Annotated in this window: 8 protein-coding genes and 2 pseudogenes; 4 read left to right on the top strand and 6 right to left on the bottom strand. The window is 64.7% G+C overall.

Translation table 11 applies throughout. The annotated features are described in order from the left end of the window. Positions 1-88: 88 nt before the first annotated feature. Positions 89-470, bottom strand: a pseudogene (locus BJD12_RS25365) (hypothetical protein); the annotation flags it as partial. A 165-nt stretch (positions 471-635) separates the two neighbouring features. Beyond that, positions 636-2,813, bottom strand: coding sequence for a translocation/assembly module TamB domain-containing protein (locus BJD12_RS15355; RefSeq protein WP_042828349.1), 2,178 nt, complete (start codon positions 2,811-2,813; stop codon positions 636-638). Between the two features lie 297 nt (positions 2,814-3,110). Here BJD12_RS15355 and scpC point away from each other — a divergent pair, with 297 nt between their 5' ends. After that, on the top strand, positions 3,111-4,625 hold the full coding sequence (scpC, locus tag BJD12_RS15350) for a succinyl-CoA:acetate CoA-transferase ScpC (RefSeq protein WP_005995307.1): 1,515 nt from the start codon (positions 3,111-3,113) through the stop codon (positions 4,623-4,625). A 548-nt stretch (positions 4,626-5,173) separates the two neighbouring features. Here scpC and BJD12_RS15345 read toward each other — a convergent pair. Both BJD12_RS15345 and BJD12_RS15340 read right to left on the bottom strand, forming a co-directional pair. After that, positions 5,174-6,247 carry a 3-deoxy-7-phosphoheptulonate synthase gene (locus BJD12_RS15345; RefSeq protein ID WP_005995305.1) on the bottom strand — a complete coding sequence of 358 codons (1,074 nt, stop codon included), beginning with the start codon at positions 6,245-6,247 and terminating at the stop codon, positions 5,174-5,176. A gap of 930 nt (positions 6,248-7,177) precedes the next feature. Next, entirely contained in the window at positions 7,178-9,991 is a 2,814-nt protein-coding gene (locus BJD12_RS15340; RefSeq protein ID WP_042828352.1) for a TonB-dependent receptor plug domain-containing protein, read from the bottom strand. Positions 9,992-10,497: 506 nt separating this feature from the next. On the opposite strand from BJD12_RS15340, the pseudogene xopX (BJD12_RS15335) reads away from it, so the two are divergent. Next, a pseudogene (xopX, locus tag BJD12_RS15335) lies at positions 10,498-12,523 on the top strand (XopX family type III secretion system effector). Positions 12,524-12,758: 235 nt separating this feature from the next. After that, positions 12,759-14,879 carry a XopX family type III secretion system effector gene (gene xopX / locus BJD12_RS15330; RefSeq protein WP_080763079.1) on the top strand — a complete coding sequence of 707 codons (2,121 nt, stop codon included), beginning with the start codon at positions 12,759-12,761 and terminating at the stop codon, positions 14,877-14,879. Between the two features lie 109 nt (positions 14,880-14,988). On the opposite strand, the gene groL is transcribed toward xopX (BJD12_RS15330), so the two are convergent. Further along, positions 14,989-16,629, bottom strand: coding sequence for a chaperonin GroEL (groL, locus tag BJD12_RS15325; RefSeq protein WP_039421754.1), 1,641 nt, complete (start codon positions 16,627-16,629; stop codon positions 14,989-14,991). 146 nt (positions 16,630-16,775) lie between these two features. After that, positions 16,776-17,063, bottom strand: coding sequence for a co-chaperone GroES (locus tag BJD12_RS15320; RefSeq protein WP_003483210.1), 288 nt, complete (start codon positions 17,061-17,063; stop codon positions 16,776-16,778). A gap of 424 nt (positions 17,064-17,487) precedes the next feature. On the opposite strand from BJD12_RS15320, the gene BJD12_RS15315 reads away from it, so the two are divergent. After that, positions 17,488-19,281 carry an endonuclease gene (locus BJD12_RS15315; protein ID WP_005997576.1) on the top strand — a complete coding sequence of 598 codons (1,794 nt, stop codon included), beginning with the start codon at positions 17,488-17,490 and terminating at the stop codon, positions 19,279-19,281. Positions 19,282-19,572 lie beyond the last annotated feature (291 nt).

Raw genomic sequence — 19,572 nt, 5'->3', positions numbered from 1 at the left:
GACTCGGCTGCATCCGATGATGCATCCAGCGTCGTTGCTGCCGGCTGCGTCTGCACCACGGCAGCAACGGGAGGTGCACCCACGGCATCCGGCGTGGACGTGGCCGACTGCAGGCCGGCACGCACACCGTGCACATGCAGTTCCGGCACCAGCAATTGCCGATGCAGCAAAGGCAGCATTTGGATCTGCCCGCTCATGCGCTGCGCACTGACGCTCCAGCGGTTGCCGGTGGAGCGGCCTTGTAGATGGACATCCCACAACATCACGCGTCCCGGCCACCAGGTCAGGCCAGGGCCCCAGTGCATGGCGAAGCTGTCCGGTTTGCGATTGAGCCCTGCCGGCCCAAGCGGCGTGTTGAGCAGCAGGTTGCCCAGCAGCAGGTAGCCGGCATACAGCGCGATCACGACCACTAACGGCCAACGCAGCGCGCGGGGCAATGCGCGCCAGCGGGCGCGTACGGGCATCGTCATGACGGCAGCCTCCTTCAGGACCGCGCAGGCGGCGCCGCGCAGTGTGCCAAGCGGGCCGTGAGTGCGGTGCGTCCCGGCCATGTGGCTACACAGGCGCACGGCCAGTAACGCTATGGCATCGCACAAGCGCATGCCGCGCCCGTCATCATGCAACGCCGCCAGGCGTTACTTACGCTTGGACACCGGCGGCAGCAGACCCGGCTGCTTGTCGTACCACTCGCGTGCGCCGGCCAGATGCCACTGACGCTGCTCGCCATCCAGTTCGATGCCGGCGCCGAGCACGCCCCAGCGCAGGTACAGATTGCCGCGGCGCGTGTCGTCGTCCAGGGCCAGGCGCGCACGCAACGACAGGCGCGCATTTTCCGCATGCAGGTCGTCGACCGTCAGTTGTTGCTTGCGCCAGCGCACGCGTCCGGTGGCATCGAGCTCGCCCGAATCCAGCAAGCCCACCACCCAGCGCGGATAGTCAGCGCGTTGCGCGAACACCGACAACAGCGGCGCCGCATCGCGCATGCGGAGTGCCGCTTCGGCATCCAGCTGGAATGGGGCACTGGCCTGGATGGTGCCGGCCCCGACCTGCAACTCGCCCCACCAATTGGCATCGGCAGCGTCCTCGCCCACACGCATGTTGCGCAGCCGCACGCGCGTGCCGCTCAGGTCGAAAAATTTATTCTTGAAGTCGGCACGTTGCAGCTGCGCCTGCAGTTCGGCATCGCCACGCATGTGCACCCCGGCCAGCGCCAAATGCGCGCCCTGCCCCCGCAGATGCGCATGGCCGCTGCCGACATCGCCGGAGGCGTTGAGTGCGACATCGCCGGTCAGGCTGCCGCTGCCGCCGAGCAGGCGCACGGCTTTACCGGACAGATAGCGGTTGTAGACCGTCAGGTCGGGTACCTTCGCATCGTTGAAACGCAGCTGCGCCTTGAGCGTGTCGCGCAGGCGCGCCAGTTCCGCGTCGCCATGCATGGCCAGCTGCAGATCACGGCCATCCAGCAGGATCTGTCTGGGCGCATCGCGCGGCGCGGCGCGGAACGTGGGAATGCTCACATCCAGATGCGCCTGCGGGGTGGCGGCATCGTCGATGCGGCCGCGCGCACTGGCAATACCGGTCAGGCGCGTGTCGAACACCTGCGCCACCGCCTCGACACGCGGAATCTCCAGGCTGCTGCCGCTGGTCAGCCGGCCTTGCGCCAGGCGCAGGTTGGCCTCCACCAGGCCACCGCCGTCCAGCTCAAACCACGGCTTGCGAACGAACAGCTCGGCGATCCAGTTCAAGGATTCGAACTTCCAGCGCCCCTGCACCTGGCCCGACAGCCGCGGCAGGATCTGTGCCGGCTCCTGAAAGGGAATGCTGCGGCCGGCAACGCGCAGATCCGCGTGCAGTTCGCTGCCGGTGTCTGCATCGCGCGGCAACCGCGCCTGCACGCGGATGTCCTGCGCCACGTCCAGCTGCAGCGCCAGCATGCCGCGGTCGGTGGCACCGACGCCGGCCATCAATGGCAGCCGCCACGTCGCGTGGCTCCCTGGTTGCAGCGCGCCACGGTCCAGCGTGATGTCTGCCTCCACACGCGCCGCCGATGGCCCGCTGCGGATGTCTACGTGCGGCGCGCCGGTATCGATCTTCAATGCCACCGTACTGGCGTGCAACTGCAGGCGGGCATGGGTGATGCCAAGCTTGCGCAGACCGGGCGCCTCATCGCGGTAGTGACGCGGAAACTGAAACTGCGCATCCAGCTGCGCGCCATTGAACACCTGCACGCCATCGAAGCTGACCACCGCATCGGTAAAGCCCGCCTCGGACGGGAACAGTTCCGACGGCCCGCCCTTGAGCTGTTTCAAGAAGCCGACCGTGCCGTGACCGTTGCCGGCGATCAGCAATTTGCCCAGCCGCGCACTGCGGATGCTGTTGCTGCTGATCGCATCGAAGCGCAGCGTCCAGCCCTGGTCGCCACGCGGCGGTGGCGGAATGGGCGTGTCGGACGTTTCCACTTCCGCGCTCAGGCCGGTGGCATGCAGCCACGGCAGACGGACCTCACGCCGGAACAGTGCCAGCAACGCGATGCGCGCATGCGCACGATCGGCGTGGAAGACGTACACGGTGCGATTGGCTTGCCCGCGCATGCGCACATTCCAGGCCATTACCTCGCCCGGGAACAGCGTCAGCGCCGGGCCGGTTTGCATGGTGAACTTATGCGGCTGCCGGTTGGTGGTGGCATCGAACAACGGCGTGTTGAGGAACACATTGCCGGCGACCAGATACAGCGCGTACAGCGCCAACAGCACAAGCACTGCGAGCCGCCACGGCCGTGGCCAGCGCTGAAAGCGTTCGCGAAGAGAGGGCATGGGCGCAGGCAAAGAAGAGTCTGCCACCACTATCGCGGGTGCGCCGACGGTGAGGCGTGAACGCTGAGCGCGCACAACACCGGGAAGCCGCTCTCAGGCGAGCGCTAAAACCCGCGTAGCAGCCTGCGCGCGTCACACACCGGTGGGTCGCAGCCGCGTCCGGCTCGCGACGAGCGCAGCGGTTCCAGTCGTGTGGTCAATGGATGCAGGCATCATTGGCCATTGCACCAAGGTCGCACGCGGCCAGAGGCCTGCAGCGGCGATAATGGGCTTCCCCCCGTTGCCGCTGTGCCCACCATGTCCGACGAACGCATCCTGTACGCGCCGCTGCGCGACCGCCTGGTCTCTGCCGACGCAGCCGCTGCGCTGATCCAACCGGGCGAGACTGTGGCGATGAGCGGTTTCACCGGCTCCGGCTACCCCAAGGCGGTGCCGATGGCGCTGGCGCAGCGCATCGAAGCGGCGCACCTGCTGGGCGACGCCTTTCAGATCAAGCTGATGACCGGCGCTTCCACCGCGCCGGAACTCGATGGCGCGCTGGCCAAGGCCGATGGCATCGCCATGCGTATGCCGTTCCAGTCCGACCCCGATGCGCGCGAGCGCATCAACGCCGGCACGCTGGATTACATCGACATCCATCTCAGCCACGTGGCGCAACACGTGTGGTTCGGCTTCTACGGGCAAATCGATACCGCGGTGGTGGAGGTGTCGGGTATCCGCGCCGATGGCAGCCTGGTGCCGTCGACATCGGTTGGCAACAACAAGACCTGGCTGGACCTGGCCGCGAAGGTCATCATCGAGGTCAACGACTGGCAGCCGGCCGGCCTGGACGGCATGCACGATATCTACTACGGCACCGCATTGCCGCCGCAGCGCAAGCCGATCCCCTTGCTGCATGGCGACGACCGCATCGGCGAGACCAGCCTGCGTTGCGACCCGGACAAGATCGTGGCGGTGGTGCGAACGCACGGGCCGGACCGCAACAGTCCGTTTGCCGCTGCCGACGCCAACAGTGAGCGCATCGCCGAACATCTGATCGACTTCCTGCGTCACGAAGTGCGCAAGGGACGGCTACCGACCAATCTGCTGCCGCTGCAATCGGGCGTGGGCAATATCCCCAATGCGGTACTTGCGGGTCTTGCGCGCAGCGGCTTCCGCGAGCTGGAAGCGTTCACCGAAGTGATCCAGGACGGCCTGCTGGCGTTGTTGCGCGATGGCGTGCTGCGTTACGCCTCGTGTACCGGATTTGCGCTGAGCCCGGAGGGCAACGAGGAATTCAAGCGCAACATCGATTTCTACCGGCAGCGCATCGTGATGCGCACGCAGGAGATCTCCAACCATCCGGAACTGGTGCGCCGGCTCGGGTGCATCGGCATGAATGGCATGATCGAAGCGGACCTGTACGGCAACGTCAATTCCACCCACGTCATGGGCAGCCGCATCATGAACGGCATTGGCGGCTCGGGCGATTTTGCGCGCAACGGCTTTCTGTCGATTTTTTTGAGCCCCAGCATCGCCAAGGCCGGCAGCATCTCGTCAATCGTGCCGATGGTCAGCCACGTCGACCACACCGAACACGACGTCTCGGTGATCGTCACCGAGCAAGGCCTGGCCGATCTGCGCGGGCTAACGCCCAAGCAGCGCGCGCGCCAGTTGCTCGATCATTGCGTGCATCCGCGTTATCGCGACGCATTGGAAGACTACGTGGCGCGCGCCAATCGTGACAGCTATGGCAAGCACACCCCGCACCTGTTGAGCGAGTCATTGGCCTGGCATCAGCGTTGGCTCGACACCGGCGACATGCTGGGCTGAAGTGGCGCGCCTGCGTAGCTGTTGGGCTGCGCAGTCAAGGCTGCACCGATGTACGCAAGTGAAGCACCGCTGCGACACCGATTAACTCTTTCGAAACTTCATGTCTGCCTGTGCCATGCAGCGACATGCGCAGGCCATACGCGCGAGGGATAACGTTTCTGCCCGTACGCTGGCGGCGCAAAACGGCTCCCCCCTAGCCGCCGCAGCGACGGGTCACCAGTGGGTGGTGTTGTTCAAAGCGCCGGACCGGCCCCGCGCCGGTCCGGCGCTTTTTTGGCCAAGGCTGATGGTTGCGACGACGGATGAGGTTCTCTGCCGCGCCGTCGCCGCGACCCTTTCGCGCAGGCACGGTGGTTTTCTTTTCCTCGAAACAAGGCCCTTTCGTCGCGGCGATGCACGCCGCTTTCCTCCTGTCAGAAGAGGCAGCGGCGCTGGCCTTCTCCCATCGGGAGAAGATGGCGCGTAGCGCCAGGACCAGGCCTGGCACTGTCTCCGCCAGCTAACCAACACGGCGCCTTGCCATCAGCCCGCGACTGGGCTGTCCAGGCTCACGCAGCCTCGGCAATCCGCCGCGCGCGACGGGCGCGGACTGCAGTGGCCAATCGCTCAAGCACCTGTACCGATGTGTCCCAGTCCAGGCAGCCGTCGGTGATGCTCTGGCCGTAGGTCAGTTCGCAGCCTGAAACGAGTTCCTGCCGGCCGCCGACCAGATGGCTCTCGACCATGACGCCAACGATGCGCGTCTCGCCGCCTTCCAGCTGCAGCGCGATGTCATCGATCACCTTGGGCTGGTTGTCGGGATTCTTGCCGCTATTGGCGTGGCTGGCGTCGATCATCAGCCGCGCCGGCAGGCCGGATTTGTTCAGCACCTGGCTGGCCAATTCCACACTGGCCGCATCGAAGTTGGGCACCTTGCCGCCGCGCAGGATTACATGGCAATCCGGGTTGCCCGCCGTGGCTGCCACTGCGGTTTGGCCGTCCTTGGTCACGGCCAGGAAATGATGCGGATGCGAGGCCGCACCCACGGCATCCACCGCAATCTTGACGTCGCCGCCGGTGCCGTTCTTGAATCCCACCGGGCACGACAGGCCCGAGGCCATTTCGCGATGCACCTGGCTTTCGGTGGTGCGTGCGCCGATTGCGCCCCAGGCCACGAGGTCGGCGATGTATTGCGGCGAAATGATGTCGAGAAATTCCACACCCGCCGGCAAACCGAGGTTGTTGATGTCGCGCAGCAGGCCGCGCGCCACGCGCAAGCCCTTGTTGATCTGGAAGCTGCCGTCCAGGTCCGGATCGTTGATCAGTCCCTTCCAGCCGATGGTGGTGCGCGGCTTCTCGAAGTACACCCGCATCACGATCTCCAGCGCGTCGCCGAACTGCTCGCGCAATGGGCGCAACCGGTGCGCGTAGTCCATTGCCGCAACCGGGTCGTGGATCGAGCAGGGCCCGATCACCACCGCCAGGCGGTCGTCGCGGCCGTGCAGGATCTCGTGCAGCGCGGCGCGCGAGTTGGTGACGGTGTCGGAGGCGCGCTCGTCGCAGGGCAGCAGCGACAGCAGTTGCGAAGGCGGTGCAAGGGCTTCGATCTTGCGGATACGCAGGTCATCGGTCACAGGCGGCATAACAGTGTCTCGGGTCGGCGGTTACATCGGGGAGCCAGGCGAGGCGGCAACAAAAAAGCCGCCAGTGTGCGCTGGCGGCTTTTCGGGAATGCTGCTGAAGGGTTCTTCAGGGTGAGCGCAATCCGTCCTCCGCCAGCGGCATCGGAAAACCGTAGTACCAAAAATAAAACTGGCTGTGGGGTGCGTTCATGGGATGCATTGATACCACGCGTTTTTGCACGTTGCCACTGTTTCATCGGCAACGGACCATGCGCGCCGACGCAATCGACGGGGGCGCGACGGACAGGCAGGCGCATGGCAGCAACGATTGGTCAGCGCGACGGGACGCAATCCGATCGATTGCTGACGTGCCGACTTCCTTACCTGCAGCGGCAGTGTCACGGCGTGTTGCCGCGCGTGCCTGGCGCAGTGCGCTCAAGGCGATGGCGTGGAGATTCACCTGCGTGAAAGCGGATGCACTGGCGCAGGACGCGCCCTCACCCCGGCACACCAAGCGGCGTTTCAGACCCGCTCTTCGCGGTAAACGGATGCGCACACCGCGTCCGGAAGTTGTGACATGAACGGTGCCGCACTGCGACGCTTGTGGTTTCTTACGTATCGCCGGACCGTCCAGCTGTGTGCAAGGTGGTGCTCCGGACAGTGTTCCAGCTCGATACACCGAAAATCTCGTTTCACCCACAAATACTTGATGTATCTCTAGATTCCGAAACCCCCTAAAAATTAATTACTTACTACCCGGCCGAGCCTGATATATCGCTTCATCAGATGCGCGATATCGCCACGCGCGCCTTGGCAAGCTTGCGCCGAACCGCATCGCGTGTTGCCTGATATGGCGTCTTGCGGGTCATTAAGGCGCGCCTGAGTGCACCACCGCAACGCCTCGCTGCACGCCACGGCGATGAGGCCATGGCGTGCAGCGGGATGACTCACTCAGAACGTAAATACATACTCGGCCGCCACTTCGCGGCCGATCGGGTTGAACAGCGTGGTGTTGTAGAAGCCGTAGCCGTAGAAGCGCTCCTTGTTCTCATAGCCCACTTCGTTGAACACGTTGTTGACGTAGAGATTGACCTTGGCATGGTCGGTGATCTTGTAGCCGGTGCTCAGGTTCCAGTAGATCGCCGGGCCCACGCGGCCGAAATAGCGCTTGCTGGTCTGGCCCAGATTCACGTTGCCGGTATCGGTGACCAGGCACTCGTCGGAGGCGCTGGGCTGATAGCCATCGTCGAAGCGTGCGCAGGTGCCCCAGTTGACCGCACGCATCGAGCCGAGCCGGCGGAAGTACACCGTCCAGTCCCAGGCGCCGCCATTGTCCCAATGCACGCTGCCACGTACGCGGCTGCGTACGCGTTCGTCGCGGCGATTTTCATCGCTGTCGGTGCGGTAGATCTGTTCGCGGTAGGCGATCAGGTTGTTGTAGTCCAGCGACAGCTGGAAGTTGCCCCAACCGGCGGTGGCAAGGCGATATTTCAGCGATGCGTCGATACCGGAGGTTTCCATCTGCGCCAGGTTGATCGGGCCGCGTTCGATGCTGGCGATGGTGCCGTCGGCATTGCGCGTCACGCGCGAGGTGATGGTGTCGCAGTAGCCGGCGCCGCCGGGGTTGTTCCAGGCGCCGCCGCTGATGGTGGTGCCGGTGCGGCAGCCGGCTTCGGCCGACAGGATCTCGTCGCGGTCCAGGTCCTTGATCATTTCCTCCAGCTGGATGCGGTAGTAGTCCACGCTCAACGACAATCCCTGCGCGATGTCCCACACCACCCCACCAGTGAACGAGCGGCCGGTTTCCGAACGCAGGTCCGGGGTGCCGCGCCGGTTCACGTCCACGGTGTAGAAGATGTTGCTGTTTTCGTCGTTGCAGCCGCCGGTCTGGTACGCGCCGGAGGTGATGCAGCGGTACTGGTCGATGACCGTCTGGTTGGTGGAGCTGGGCTCGCCCAGCACGTAGTGCATGTCCGGTGCGCGGAAGCTGGTGGCCAGCGTGCTGCGCAGCAGCAGGCTTTCCACCGGCCGCCATTCCAGGCCCGCGCTCCAGGTGGTGTCGCTCTGTTCGCCCACTTCGGTCTGGATCGCCGCGGACGAGCGGTAGTTGCTGTAACGGTCGTAGCGGCCGGCGATATTGGCACTGAGCGTGGACAGCAGCGGGATCTGGAATTCCAGCCCGGCCGAACTGCGCAGGCGCTCGCCACCACCACTGTCGACCACATCCACCGGGTAGCACTCGTTGGCGCACGGGTCCGGCGAGAGTTGATAGCCCTGCTTGGCAACTTCGGCCACGGTGGCGAAGCGGATCGGCCCGGCCCAGCCCTGCACCACGTCGCCGCTGAGGCTGAAGCTGGCTTGGTTGACCCACGAGTACGCCGAGTTATGCGACTTGGCGACCAGGTCGTCGTACTCGTTACCGGACAACGGCGTGTACCAGCGCGCTTCGTTGACCGCGTAGATCGGGTTGCCATCGGCACCGGTGCCGAGCGGGCTGCCGAGAAAATAATCGGTGGCGCGCGCGGTATCCACGGTGCGGATGTATTCGTCCACGGTGTAGCGCGAACGGCCTACGCTCAGTTCCCAGTCGAAGCGGTCGGCCCATACGCCGCGCAGGCCAGCGCCCAGGTCCCAGGACTGCTCCTTGTTGTAGTTGGCCAGCCGATCCCAGCCGCCGGCCTCGCGGCGGGTGAGCTGGCGGATGGCATTCAACGAACGCCCGGTGCGCGCATCCTGAAACGGCCCGAGCAACACATAGGGCGGGTCGTAGGTCCAGCGCCCGATGCTGCGGTTGGCCGACAGCGTGGCCCAAGCCTCGGTCGCGTCGCCGAATTTCCAGGTGCCGTAGAGGTAGGCTGAATAATCCTCGCTGCCGGTGACCAGGCCCCAGTCGCCGTAATCGCTGGCCATGCCGCAGTAGTCGCCGGCGTTGGTGAGCGCGCCAGTGTTCTGGTCATAGCTCAGGCGCTGGCCGTCGATGAATTCGCCACCAAAGCGCGCACAGGTGCCGGCCGGCGGCGCGAGGCGCTCGTTGGTGTTGACGTCGACCAGGCTCAGGCCGGTAAACGGGTTGAAGCCGTAGCGGCGGTTCTGCCCGGTCCAGTTGGAATACGACATGTCGTCCGAATCGTCCATTTCGGGGCGATCGCGCCCGCTCAGCGGATCGCGGCGGGTGGCCTGCAGCGCATAGGTCAGGCTCCAGTTCTCCCCGGTGCGCCCGCCGGCCCACGAGACATCGAAGCTGTCGCGCCCCCCCTCGGTGGCGGTGCCGCCACGCAGGCGCACCTGGTCGCCCTGGTAGTCGCGCCGAAGGATCACGTTGACCACACCAGCAACCGCGTCGGAGCCGTAGATGGCCGACGCGCCGCCGGTGAGAATCTCGATGCGCTCCACTGCGGCCGAGGGAATGTTGCTGTAGTTGGAGAAATTGCTTTCGCCGCCATAGGGCAGCGGGTAATCGGCCACGCGGCGGCCGTTGACCAGCATCAGCGTGCGGCCAGGCCCCAGGTCACGCAGGTTGATGGGCGAGGCATTGGGCGTGTGCGAGCCCCATTGGGTGTCGGCTTCCACCGAGCCCTGCTGGTTCATGCTGTTGAGCACGTCGTAGACGGTGGCGAAGCCTTCCTGCTGGATCTGTTGCGCGGAAATGGTGACCACCGGCTGCGCGCCTTCGACCTGCGCCCGCTTGATGCGCGAGCCGGTGACGCTGACCGCGTCCAGGGTGGAGGTGGCACGCGGTTGCTCCGGCTCGGTTTGCTGGGCCATGACCGGCGGCACGGCGGCGGCCGTCAGCGCAAGGGATACGGAAATCGACAAGGCAAGACGATGACTGCGGCAGTTCATAAGGTCCCCGGGAGAAGCCGGACGCGGCCGGCGTGGCAGTGCATTGCAACGACGTCTGCCAGCGATGCATGCACCGCCGCCCCTTGTCCGATGGCCCCCCGACCGCTCGGCGCAAACGCCTGCCGAGTGACGCTAAGGCTGCGATGACATCGGTGTCAACACGCAGTTAAAAACCGTGACGTTCATTGCAAATCCAGAGACTTGGCGCCGTCCCCGCGGCGGCTGACGCGGCCCGAGCGCACTCGACCATGCGCAAGTGGCGACCTGAAACATGCCACGCAGTCACAAGTTGCCGTTGTCTCGTGGCCGTCTGTTCTTCTCGCAGTGCAGCACTTCGCACCGCGCTGTACGGGCCGGGCACGCTTGTTCGGATGATCACGCGCGCCAGCTGTTTCGAGCTGGACATTCCCCCATCAAGGAAACCATCCATGGAGATCAAGACGCCGCAAGCCACAGGACCCTCTTCTCTCGCTTTATCACATGCGGACACCCCTCCCGTAGTGGACGTTGCCCCCCCCTACATCGCCGATGCGCACACCGGTCAACCCCAGCTTGTCGGCGCTCACTCCACGCAGCCGTTCGAACGCGTCAACTTCCAACTCCATGCACGGCTCCTCGCCAACGGCATCGCACGCCCCTGACATGCAGCGGCAGTCACCGGAACGCGCCTCCGGCCAGTCCACTGCCGCGACACTTGCCGCGCGCGCAAACGCTGCGTTGGCAAGCGGCGCCCAGCATGCTTACGGTGCGCTATCCAAAGGGGCATCCGATCTCTGGTCGCTGATGGACCTGCGCACCATGCTGCAGATCAATGCAGACGATCCCGCGTTTCTGGCAGTCCTAAAGGGCGACGATCCGGAACAACTGGCGCCACATACTTTGTCGTCCTGCCGCCAGCAGATGCAGGAACTAGGCCGGCTCATCGAAACTGCAGAGGGGCTTGCACCACATCAGCGCAACCAGCTACTGGGCGACGTCAAGGAGGTGCTGAAGGCCCTGCATCCGCTCGATCACACCACACCGGTCGCCTCACGCGCACTGAAATCGATTGGCAACCTCATCAATTTCTGGCCGATCGTGGTTCCCAGCCCGCTGATGGCCAATCAAGCCAAAACCTTCGCATTCACGATGTCCACCGCCACCAAGGGGGTGCTCGGTATGTCGGCCGCAGCGTTACGCCCCAGTGCTGACGGCTTGCCGTTTCCGCTCGCCGGAGGTCAGCTAGGCCGCGACGCGAACGAAATGCATCTCTACAACGTACTAATCAACACGCTGTTCCTCACTACCGAACTTCCGAAGAAATTCGGCGATCCGACGTTGCGCAAAAACGCTGAGGCGGTCAGCCAAAATATGGGCTATGCCGCAGGCATTTCGGTGAGCTTCACGGCCATCATGCTGACCCCATTCCTGTGGAACAGCCTCAGTAAGCTCGGCAATAGTCTGCTGGACAAAACCGCACGCCTGGGCGCGGCCGCAGCGCAGGCAACGGGCCTGAACAACCAGGCGCAGCAACTACGCGCCCGACTGACACCTGCTCAAATCAATGCAGAACTCCGCTTGCAGCTCCAGAACATCCGCGAACAGCTGGACGCCTCCTGCGAGACCTTTCAGCAGGCGCGCCGCAGCTTCGTCAATCAGGACGGAGGGCGGGAACTCACGAGAACGGTGAATGCGCAATGCACGCATTTGTTGGAAACGCTGGACAGGTGCAGCAAACGGCTTGCGAGCGTATTGCATCTGGATGGCGACCAGACGCCGAGTATTCCGCGCGGAATCCCCAACCAGGATGTCTCCTCCAAGGTGGCATTGATGGTACTGGCAACTGCGGTGACCGGCTCGACCATCTACCTTGTCCAACCGGATCGGTTGGGCACAATCAACCTGCTCAGCGACACCTGCATCGTGACAGCGGTGATGGCGCAGTCGGCATGGAACAAACAGGCCACGCGGCAAGACGCAATGGACCGCTTCAAGGCCATGTGCGGTGGCAGCATGGTCATTGCCCTTGCACTGGGCGCAGAGAAATTGTCCAAGACGCTCACCGACAAAAGCTTGATTGAGTCCTCGCCTAACGCGCAATTTTATGCAGGAGCCATCATGTCGCTGATGGCGGTAACGATGCCGGGCCCGATCGCACGCGGTGCGGAGCTGGCGATGAACTGGGGAGGACGCCAGCTTGGCCGCATGTTCACCGGACCGGATGGCACACCGCTGGCAACCAGTGTTCCCTCTTCTGCAGAAGAACTGCAGGAGAACTCGCGGACCACGTTGGCGTATCTGTTTAGCCTGACACCGGAACAGCGGGATAAGTATGAGCAGATCGCGGGAGAGTCCATCCTGCAAGCGATCCAGGAAGCGGGCGAAGCGGCGCAGGCCGGGTCCAGCAGCAGCGTCACGATCACCGAGGTCGAAGACAGCCAACCCGGCGCGCCCAGGCTCGGAGCGTACAAGTGACATGCTGGTTCCGAGCACCGACCGCGCCCGCCTGGTGGCCGAGCAGTCGTCTTGTTAGCCGCTCTAAGTCCACGGCCCCCGATGCCATGGCAGGCACGTCAGTCACCACAGCACTGAACCGCTGCGGATCGACACGCAACATTCCAAAGGCTCTGCTTAGCACCCTGGTTTATCGATGATGGTCCTTCGCTGACCGGACCGATCTACATCCCCCAATAGCGCCAAGGAATCTCCCATGCACGTCAAGCAAACGAATCAAGCGGCGGCTGCGTCTGACAGCCGGCTACGCGAGCAAATCCCACAGGAAACGGCCCCGGCGACATCGCCACCGACGTCCCACGATGCGGCACCCCAACTCCACGTCGATCCAAGATTTAGCGTGCTCCCCAAGCGCGCAAGCAGGCCCTCGTCGCCAGCCGCTCGCTCCGACATCGAGAGCGCCGAAGCAGACATACCCAGTGATGCGGCACAGCACCAAGACACCACGCTGCAGACCAGGTCGCCTACAGCGCATGCGCCCAGTTCTCTGTTTCGCAAAGCAGCCTCCGGTTTGACCGAGGGGGCGCTGCAACTCTCCGGGACGCTACGGAATGCGGCATCCAATCTCTGGTCGCTGACGGACCTGCGCACCATGCTGCAGATCCATGCGGACGATCCGGCATTTCTGCGCATGGTGCGCCACACCGACCCGGAGCAAAGCGCGCCACGCAGCCTTGCCGCGTGCCGGGAGCAGATCACCCGGCTGCGTACCGTCATCGAGGCTGCACCCGACCTAGAGGCGCGTTTCCGCAAGCAGCTGCTTGGCGACATCAAGGCGGTGGAAGACGCGCTGCAACCGCTGGAACAGGGGACACCGGCAACCGGGCGCGCGCTGAAGTCGCTGGTCAATCTGGTCAACCTCTGGCCGCTGGTGGTGCCCAGCCCGCTGCTGGCCAATCAGGCCAAGACCTTTGCCTACAGCATCGCTGCAGCAACCAGGGGCGTGATGACGCTCTCGGCATCGGCCCTGCGGCCGACCGCCGATGGGCTACCGTTCCCGATGATGGGCGGTCAGCTGGGGCGCGATGCCAACGAAATGCACTTCTACGCCATCCTGCTGAATGGGCTATTCCTCACCACCGAACTTCCCAAGAAGTTCGGCAACCCTTCCATGCGGCATCAGGCCGAAGCTGTAGAAAACAATCTGGGGTTCGCCGCGGCCGCCTCCACGGCCTGCGCCGCGATAGTGATTACCCCGTTCCTGTGGAACAGCATCAATGCACTCGGCAATCGGCTGCAGAGCCGGGTGTCGCATCTGGGGGCGGACATTGCGCAACGGGCAGGCTTCCACACGCAGGCGGAGCGATTGCGCACGCGCCTGACACCGGGGCAGATCAGCGCGCAGCTGCGCAATGAACTCAATGGTCTTTGCGCTGCGCTGCAGAATGGCCACGATGCGTTCCAACAGGCGCGTCGCCGCTTTACCGACCCGAGCGAAGGACACGAGCTCACCCGCACGCTCAACGCCCAATGCACCCATCTGCTGGAAATGCTCGACCAGTGCAGCAAACGACTGAATACCGCTCTTCAGGTCGATCAAGACCAGCCATCGGCAATTCCGCGCCAGGTGGCCAACCACGATGTCTACGCGAAACTGCCCATGGCCATGCTGGGTATCGGGGTCACCGCGCTGACCGTCTACCTGATCCAGCCAGATCGGATCGGCACGGTCGACCTGCTTGCCGACTCCGCCGTCGTGACGACGGTGATGCTGCAGTCGGTTTTCAACAAGCATGCGACCCGCCAGGACGCGATGGAGCGCTTCAAGGCCATGTGCTCGGGCAGCATGGTCATGGCGCTTGCGCTCGGTGTTGAAAAGCTGTCCAAATCCTTCGCCGACCAGAGTCTGATCGAAGCATCGTCCTCATCGCCCTACTACGCTGGCGTGGTCATGACGCTGATGTCGATGACGATGCCGGGCCCCCTGGCGCGCGGTGCGGAGCTGGCGATGAACTGGGGCGGGGGGCAGCTTGGCCGCATATTCACCGGACCGGATGGCACGCCGTTGGCAACCAGTGTTCCCTCCTCTGCAGAAGAGCTGCAGGAGAGGTCGCGGACCACGCTCGCGTATGTCACGAGCCTGACGCCGGAACAGTTGGATCAATATTTGCAGACGGCGGGAGAGTCCACCCTGCACGTGATCCGGGAAGCTGGCGAAACAGCACAGGCCGGACCCGGCAGCAGCGTCACCATCACCGAGATCGAAGAGGAGACCGAGCACGCCGTGGAGCGGGCTTCTCCGGGGACGAGCGACGGTACCGACGCAGGGTCGAGCAGCGACGACGCCATCACGCAGGCTCCATCGCCGCTTCGTTGATCGCATGCCCGGCAGCATGTGCGGCGTTGCATGATGCGGCTTGCTCGGCACAAAAAAACCCCGCCGTTCGGCGGGGTTTTTCGTCAAACAGACAACCGATGGGGCTGGATCAGAAATCCATGCCGCCCATGCCGCCCATGCCACCGCCGGCCGGCATCGCCGGCTCGTCCTTCTTCGGTGCATCGGCCACCATGGCTTCGGTGGTGATCATCAGGCCGGCGATCGAGGCTGCGTTCTGCAGCGCCGAACGGGTGACCTTGGTCGGGTCCAGGATGCCGAACTCGACCATGTCGCCGAACTCGCCGTTGGCCGCGTTGTAGCCGTAGTTGCCGGTGCCTTCCTTGACCTTGTTCAGGATCACGGACGGCTCTTCGCCGGCATTGGCCACGATTTCGCGCAGCGGGGCTTCCATGGCGCGCAGGGCGATCTGGATGCCGTGGGTCTGGTCTTCGTTGGCACCGGTCAGGTTACCGACGGCCACCAGCGCACGCACCAGGGCCACGCCGCCGCCCGGGACCACGCCTTCTTCGACCGCTGCACGGGTGGCGTGCAGGGCGTCTTCGACGCGGGCCTTCTTTTCCTTCATTTCGATTTCGGTCGACGCGCCGACCTTGATCACTGCAACGCCGCCGGCCAGCTTGGCCACGCGTTCCTGCAGCTTCTCGCGGTCGTAGTCGGACGAGGTGTCTTCGATCTGGGTCTTGATCTGGCCGACGCGCGACTCGATCGCGGCCGAATCGCCAGCACCGTCGATGATGGTGGTGTTTTCCTTGGAAACCTGCACCTTCTTCGCGCGGCCCAGGTCCTTGATGGTCGCCTTCTCAAGCGCCAGGCCCACTTCCTCGGAGATCACGGTGCCGCCGGTCAGCACGGCCATGTCTTCCAGCATCGCCTTGCGACGGTCGCCGAAGCCCGGGGCCTTGACGGCTACGACCTTGACGATGCCGCGGATGGTGTTGACCACCAGCGTCGCCAGCGCTTCGCCTTCGACTTCTTCAGCCACGATCAGCAGCGGCTTGCCGGCCTTGGCCACGCCTTCCAGCACGGGCAGCAGATCGCGCACGTTGGAGATCTTCTTGTCGTGCAGCAGGATGAACGGGTCGTCCAGGTCGGCCGACTGGCTCTGCTGGTTGTTGATGAAGTACGGGGAGAGATAGCCGCGATCGAACTGCATGCCCTCGACCACGTCCAGCTCGTTTTCCAGGCCCGAGCCTTCTTCAACGGTGATCACGCCTTCCTTGCCGACCTTCTGCATCGCTTCGGCAATGATGTTGCCGATCGATTCGTCCGAGTTGGCCGAGATGGTGCCGACCTGGGCAATCGCCTTGTCGTCGGTGGTGGGCTTGGAGATGTTCTTCAGCTCGATGACGGCGGCCTTGACGGCCTGGTCGATACCGCGCTTGAGGTCCATCGGGTTCATGCCGGCGGCCACGGCCTTGGCGCCTTCGCGGATCAGGGCCTGGGCCAGCACGGTGGCGGTGGTGGTGCCGTCGCCAGCGTTGTCATTGGTCTTGGAAGCAACTTCCTTGACCATCTGCGCGCCCATGTTCTCGAACTTGTCAGCCAGTTCGATTTCCTTGGCGACGGAGACGCCGTCCTTGGTGATGGTCGGCGCGCCGAAGCTCTTTTCGAGCACGACGTTGCGGCCCTTCGGGCCCAGGGTGGCCTTGACGGCATTGGCAAGCACGTTCACGCCACGAACCATACGGGTACGTGCGTCTTCACCGAAACGAATGTCTTTAGCAGCCATTTGTATGTAACTCCGGAAATGGGGAATAGGAAATGGGGAATCGGTAGATCAACAGCGTGAATCGGGGCGGGGTGGATGGCGAAGGGCGCTAGCCGCTTTGCCTATTCCCGATTCCCAACTCCCGATTCCCGGCGCATAGCGCCTGATCAGCCGATGACGGCCAGAATGTCGTCTTCGCGCAGCACCTTGTACTCGACGCCTTCGGACTTGTAGCTGCTGCCGGCGTACTGGCCGTAGATGACCTTGTCGCCGACCTTGACCACCGGCGCGCGCAGGCTGCCGTTGTCCAGGGGCTTGCCGGCGCCGATGGCGACGACTTCACCCTTGGTGGACTTTTCCTTGGCGGAGTCCGGGATCACGATGCCGCCGGCGGAAACTTCGTCGGCTTCGATCGGCTTGACTACAACGCGGTCGTGAAGCGGCTTGATGCTCATAGAGAAAGACCCTCTTAAGTGATTGATTGGCCTGGAAATTATCGGCGATGTTAGCACTCGTATGTGACGACTGCCAGCACAGCGCGCGGAAAAAACCCGACAGAGCGGGTGCGGGCCAGAGATTGTGCTGCGCGGGCGGGTTTCAAGGGCCGGACGCAAAATTTTTTCTTCGGCTGGTCTCCTTCGGAGGCCGGGCGGCGGCGGCAGAACGCAGCGAACCGTTGTCGGCCGGGCGGGGATCGCACGAAGGAAGACGGACACCGTGCGCGGGTGCCGTCACTGGCTGCAGGCGACCATCCATTTGCCGATCCGAGGCCACTGCCGCCCGGGCGCCACTCGCTCTAAAAATGGAACCAGGTTCCATCACTTGTCATGCGCAGCCTCTACAGTCGGGAACGCATTCCCCGATCACAAGGAGCTGTCGATGAGGTTGCCGTCCCGTGCTGTATCGCTGCGTTGCACCCTTCCCCTGGCCTGCGCGTTTGCGCTGACCGTCACCTCCGCCAATGCGGCGGTGTTCATCAATGAACTGCATTACGACGACGCAGGCGCCTCCGGCGACACCGGCGAAGGCGTGGAAGTGGTGGCCACCGCCGGCGAATCGCTGAGCGGCTACCGCATCTACCTGTACAACGGCAGCGCGCCCAGTGCGGCAACCGTCTATGCCAACACGGCGGTCCCGGCCGGCAGCCTGATCAGCTGCGGCAGCCAGGTGCGCATTGCCACCGTCAGCTACGCCAGCAACGGCGTGCAGAACGGGCCCAACGACGGCGTGGCGCTGGTGGACCCGGGTGGCCAACTGGTGCAGTTCCTGAGCTACGAAGGCGCCATCACCGGCAGCGGTGGCCCGGCGGGCGGTGTCACCAGCCAGAACCTGCCGGTCAGCGAGAGCAACAGCAGCGCGGTGGGCAGTTCGCTGCAACTCACCGGTACCGGCAGTGCCGCAGCCAACTTCAGCTGGGCGGGCTCGGCAGCGCAGACCTTCGGCGCGTGCAATCGCGGCCAGACCTTCAACGGCAGCGGCGGTGGCGGCGAAACCGGCGCCGCGCCGACGATCACCAGCACCACGCCCGCCCAGGGCGCGAGCGGCTTCCCGGCAGCCGGCGATCTGAGCGTTGGCTTCAGCGAAGCAGTGACGCTGAGCGGGGGCGCCTTTGCGCTGCGCTGCGCCAGCTCCGGTACGGTGGCGCTCAGCTACCCGACCAGCGGTACCCGCTTCACCCTGTCCACCAACACCGCGCTGGTCGGCGGCGAGCGCTGCACCCTGGCGATCACCGCCAGCGCCATCCGCGATGCCAGCGGGCTGAGCCCGGCGGCCAATCAATCCATCGCGTTTACCGTGGCGACCGCCAGCGGCGGCGGCACCGGCTACTACTCGCGGGTGAACACCACCAGCCCCAGCCAGCTGCGCTGCTCGCTCAACGCCACCATCCGCGGCCACACGGTCTACCCGTACAGCGGGACCGGCACCAACACCTGGACCATCCTGGAGATGGCCGACGAGGACCCCAACAACAGCGGCCGCATCCTGGACGCCTACCGCAACCGCAGCTACGCCAAGGTCAGCGACCGCGCCGGCACCGGCAGCGGGCTCACCTACAACCGCGAGCACACCTGGCCCAACTCGCTGGGCTTCGGCAGCGCCACCGGCGACCGCGGCCTGCCGTACGCGCCCTACACCGATACCCACATGCTGTACCTGACCGACACCACCTTCAACGCCGACCGCGGCAACAAGCCTTACGCCACCTGCACCAGCAGCTGCGGCGAGCGGGTGACCGAGGTCAACGACGGCAGCGGCGGTGGCAGCGGGCGCTATCCGGGCAATTCCAACTGGGTCCGCACGCCGGACGGCAACAGCGGCACCTTCGAGGTGTGGGGCCGGCGCAAGGGCGATATGGCGCGCGCGGTGATGTACATGGCGATCCGCTACGAAGGCGGCCTTGATGCGGCCACCGGCCAGTCCGAGCCGGACCTGGAACTCACCGACGACCGCAGCCGGATCGTGCAGACCTCGGCCTCGTCGGCCTACATGGGCCTGTTGTCCACCTTGCTGGCCTGGCACCAGGCCGACCCGCCGGACGATGCCGAGCGCGCGCGCAACCAGGTGATCTTCAGCTTCCAGGGCAACCGCAACCCGTTCGTCGACCATCCCGAATGGGCCACCGCCGGCCTGTTCACCTCGGCCAAGCCGGCCAGCTGCCAGCTGGCCAACTGAGACCTATCGGCCCGACGCAGGGTGCGTCGGGCCGCTACGGCTTCAGTGGTGTTCCGCGTGTGCCGAAATGGCGCCGTGCCGTGGGGCGTCGGGCGCCAGTGGCGGCGATCGCCACGCAGTAGCACCTCGCCGGTCACAGGTTGGACCCGCACTGCATCGCGGGTCCGATGCCGCATGCGGCACGACCACCACCGTCGGCACCAGGCGCTCATACACCAGCACACCCTGCGCATCGCGATGCCGGGTTGGGGCAAGTGGTCGCTCCAACCCACGTTCCTGGAGTAACGGGGC

Source organism: Xanthomonas vesicatoria ATCC 35937, assembly GCF_001908725.1.
GTDB classification, from domain to species: Bacteria; Pseudomonadota; Gammaproteobacteria; order Xanthomonadales; family Xanthomonadaceae; genus Xanthomonas; species Xanthomonas vesicatoria.
This window is presented reverse-complemented; position numbering and strand designations above follow the sequence as displayed.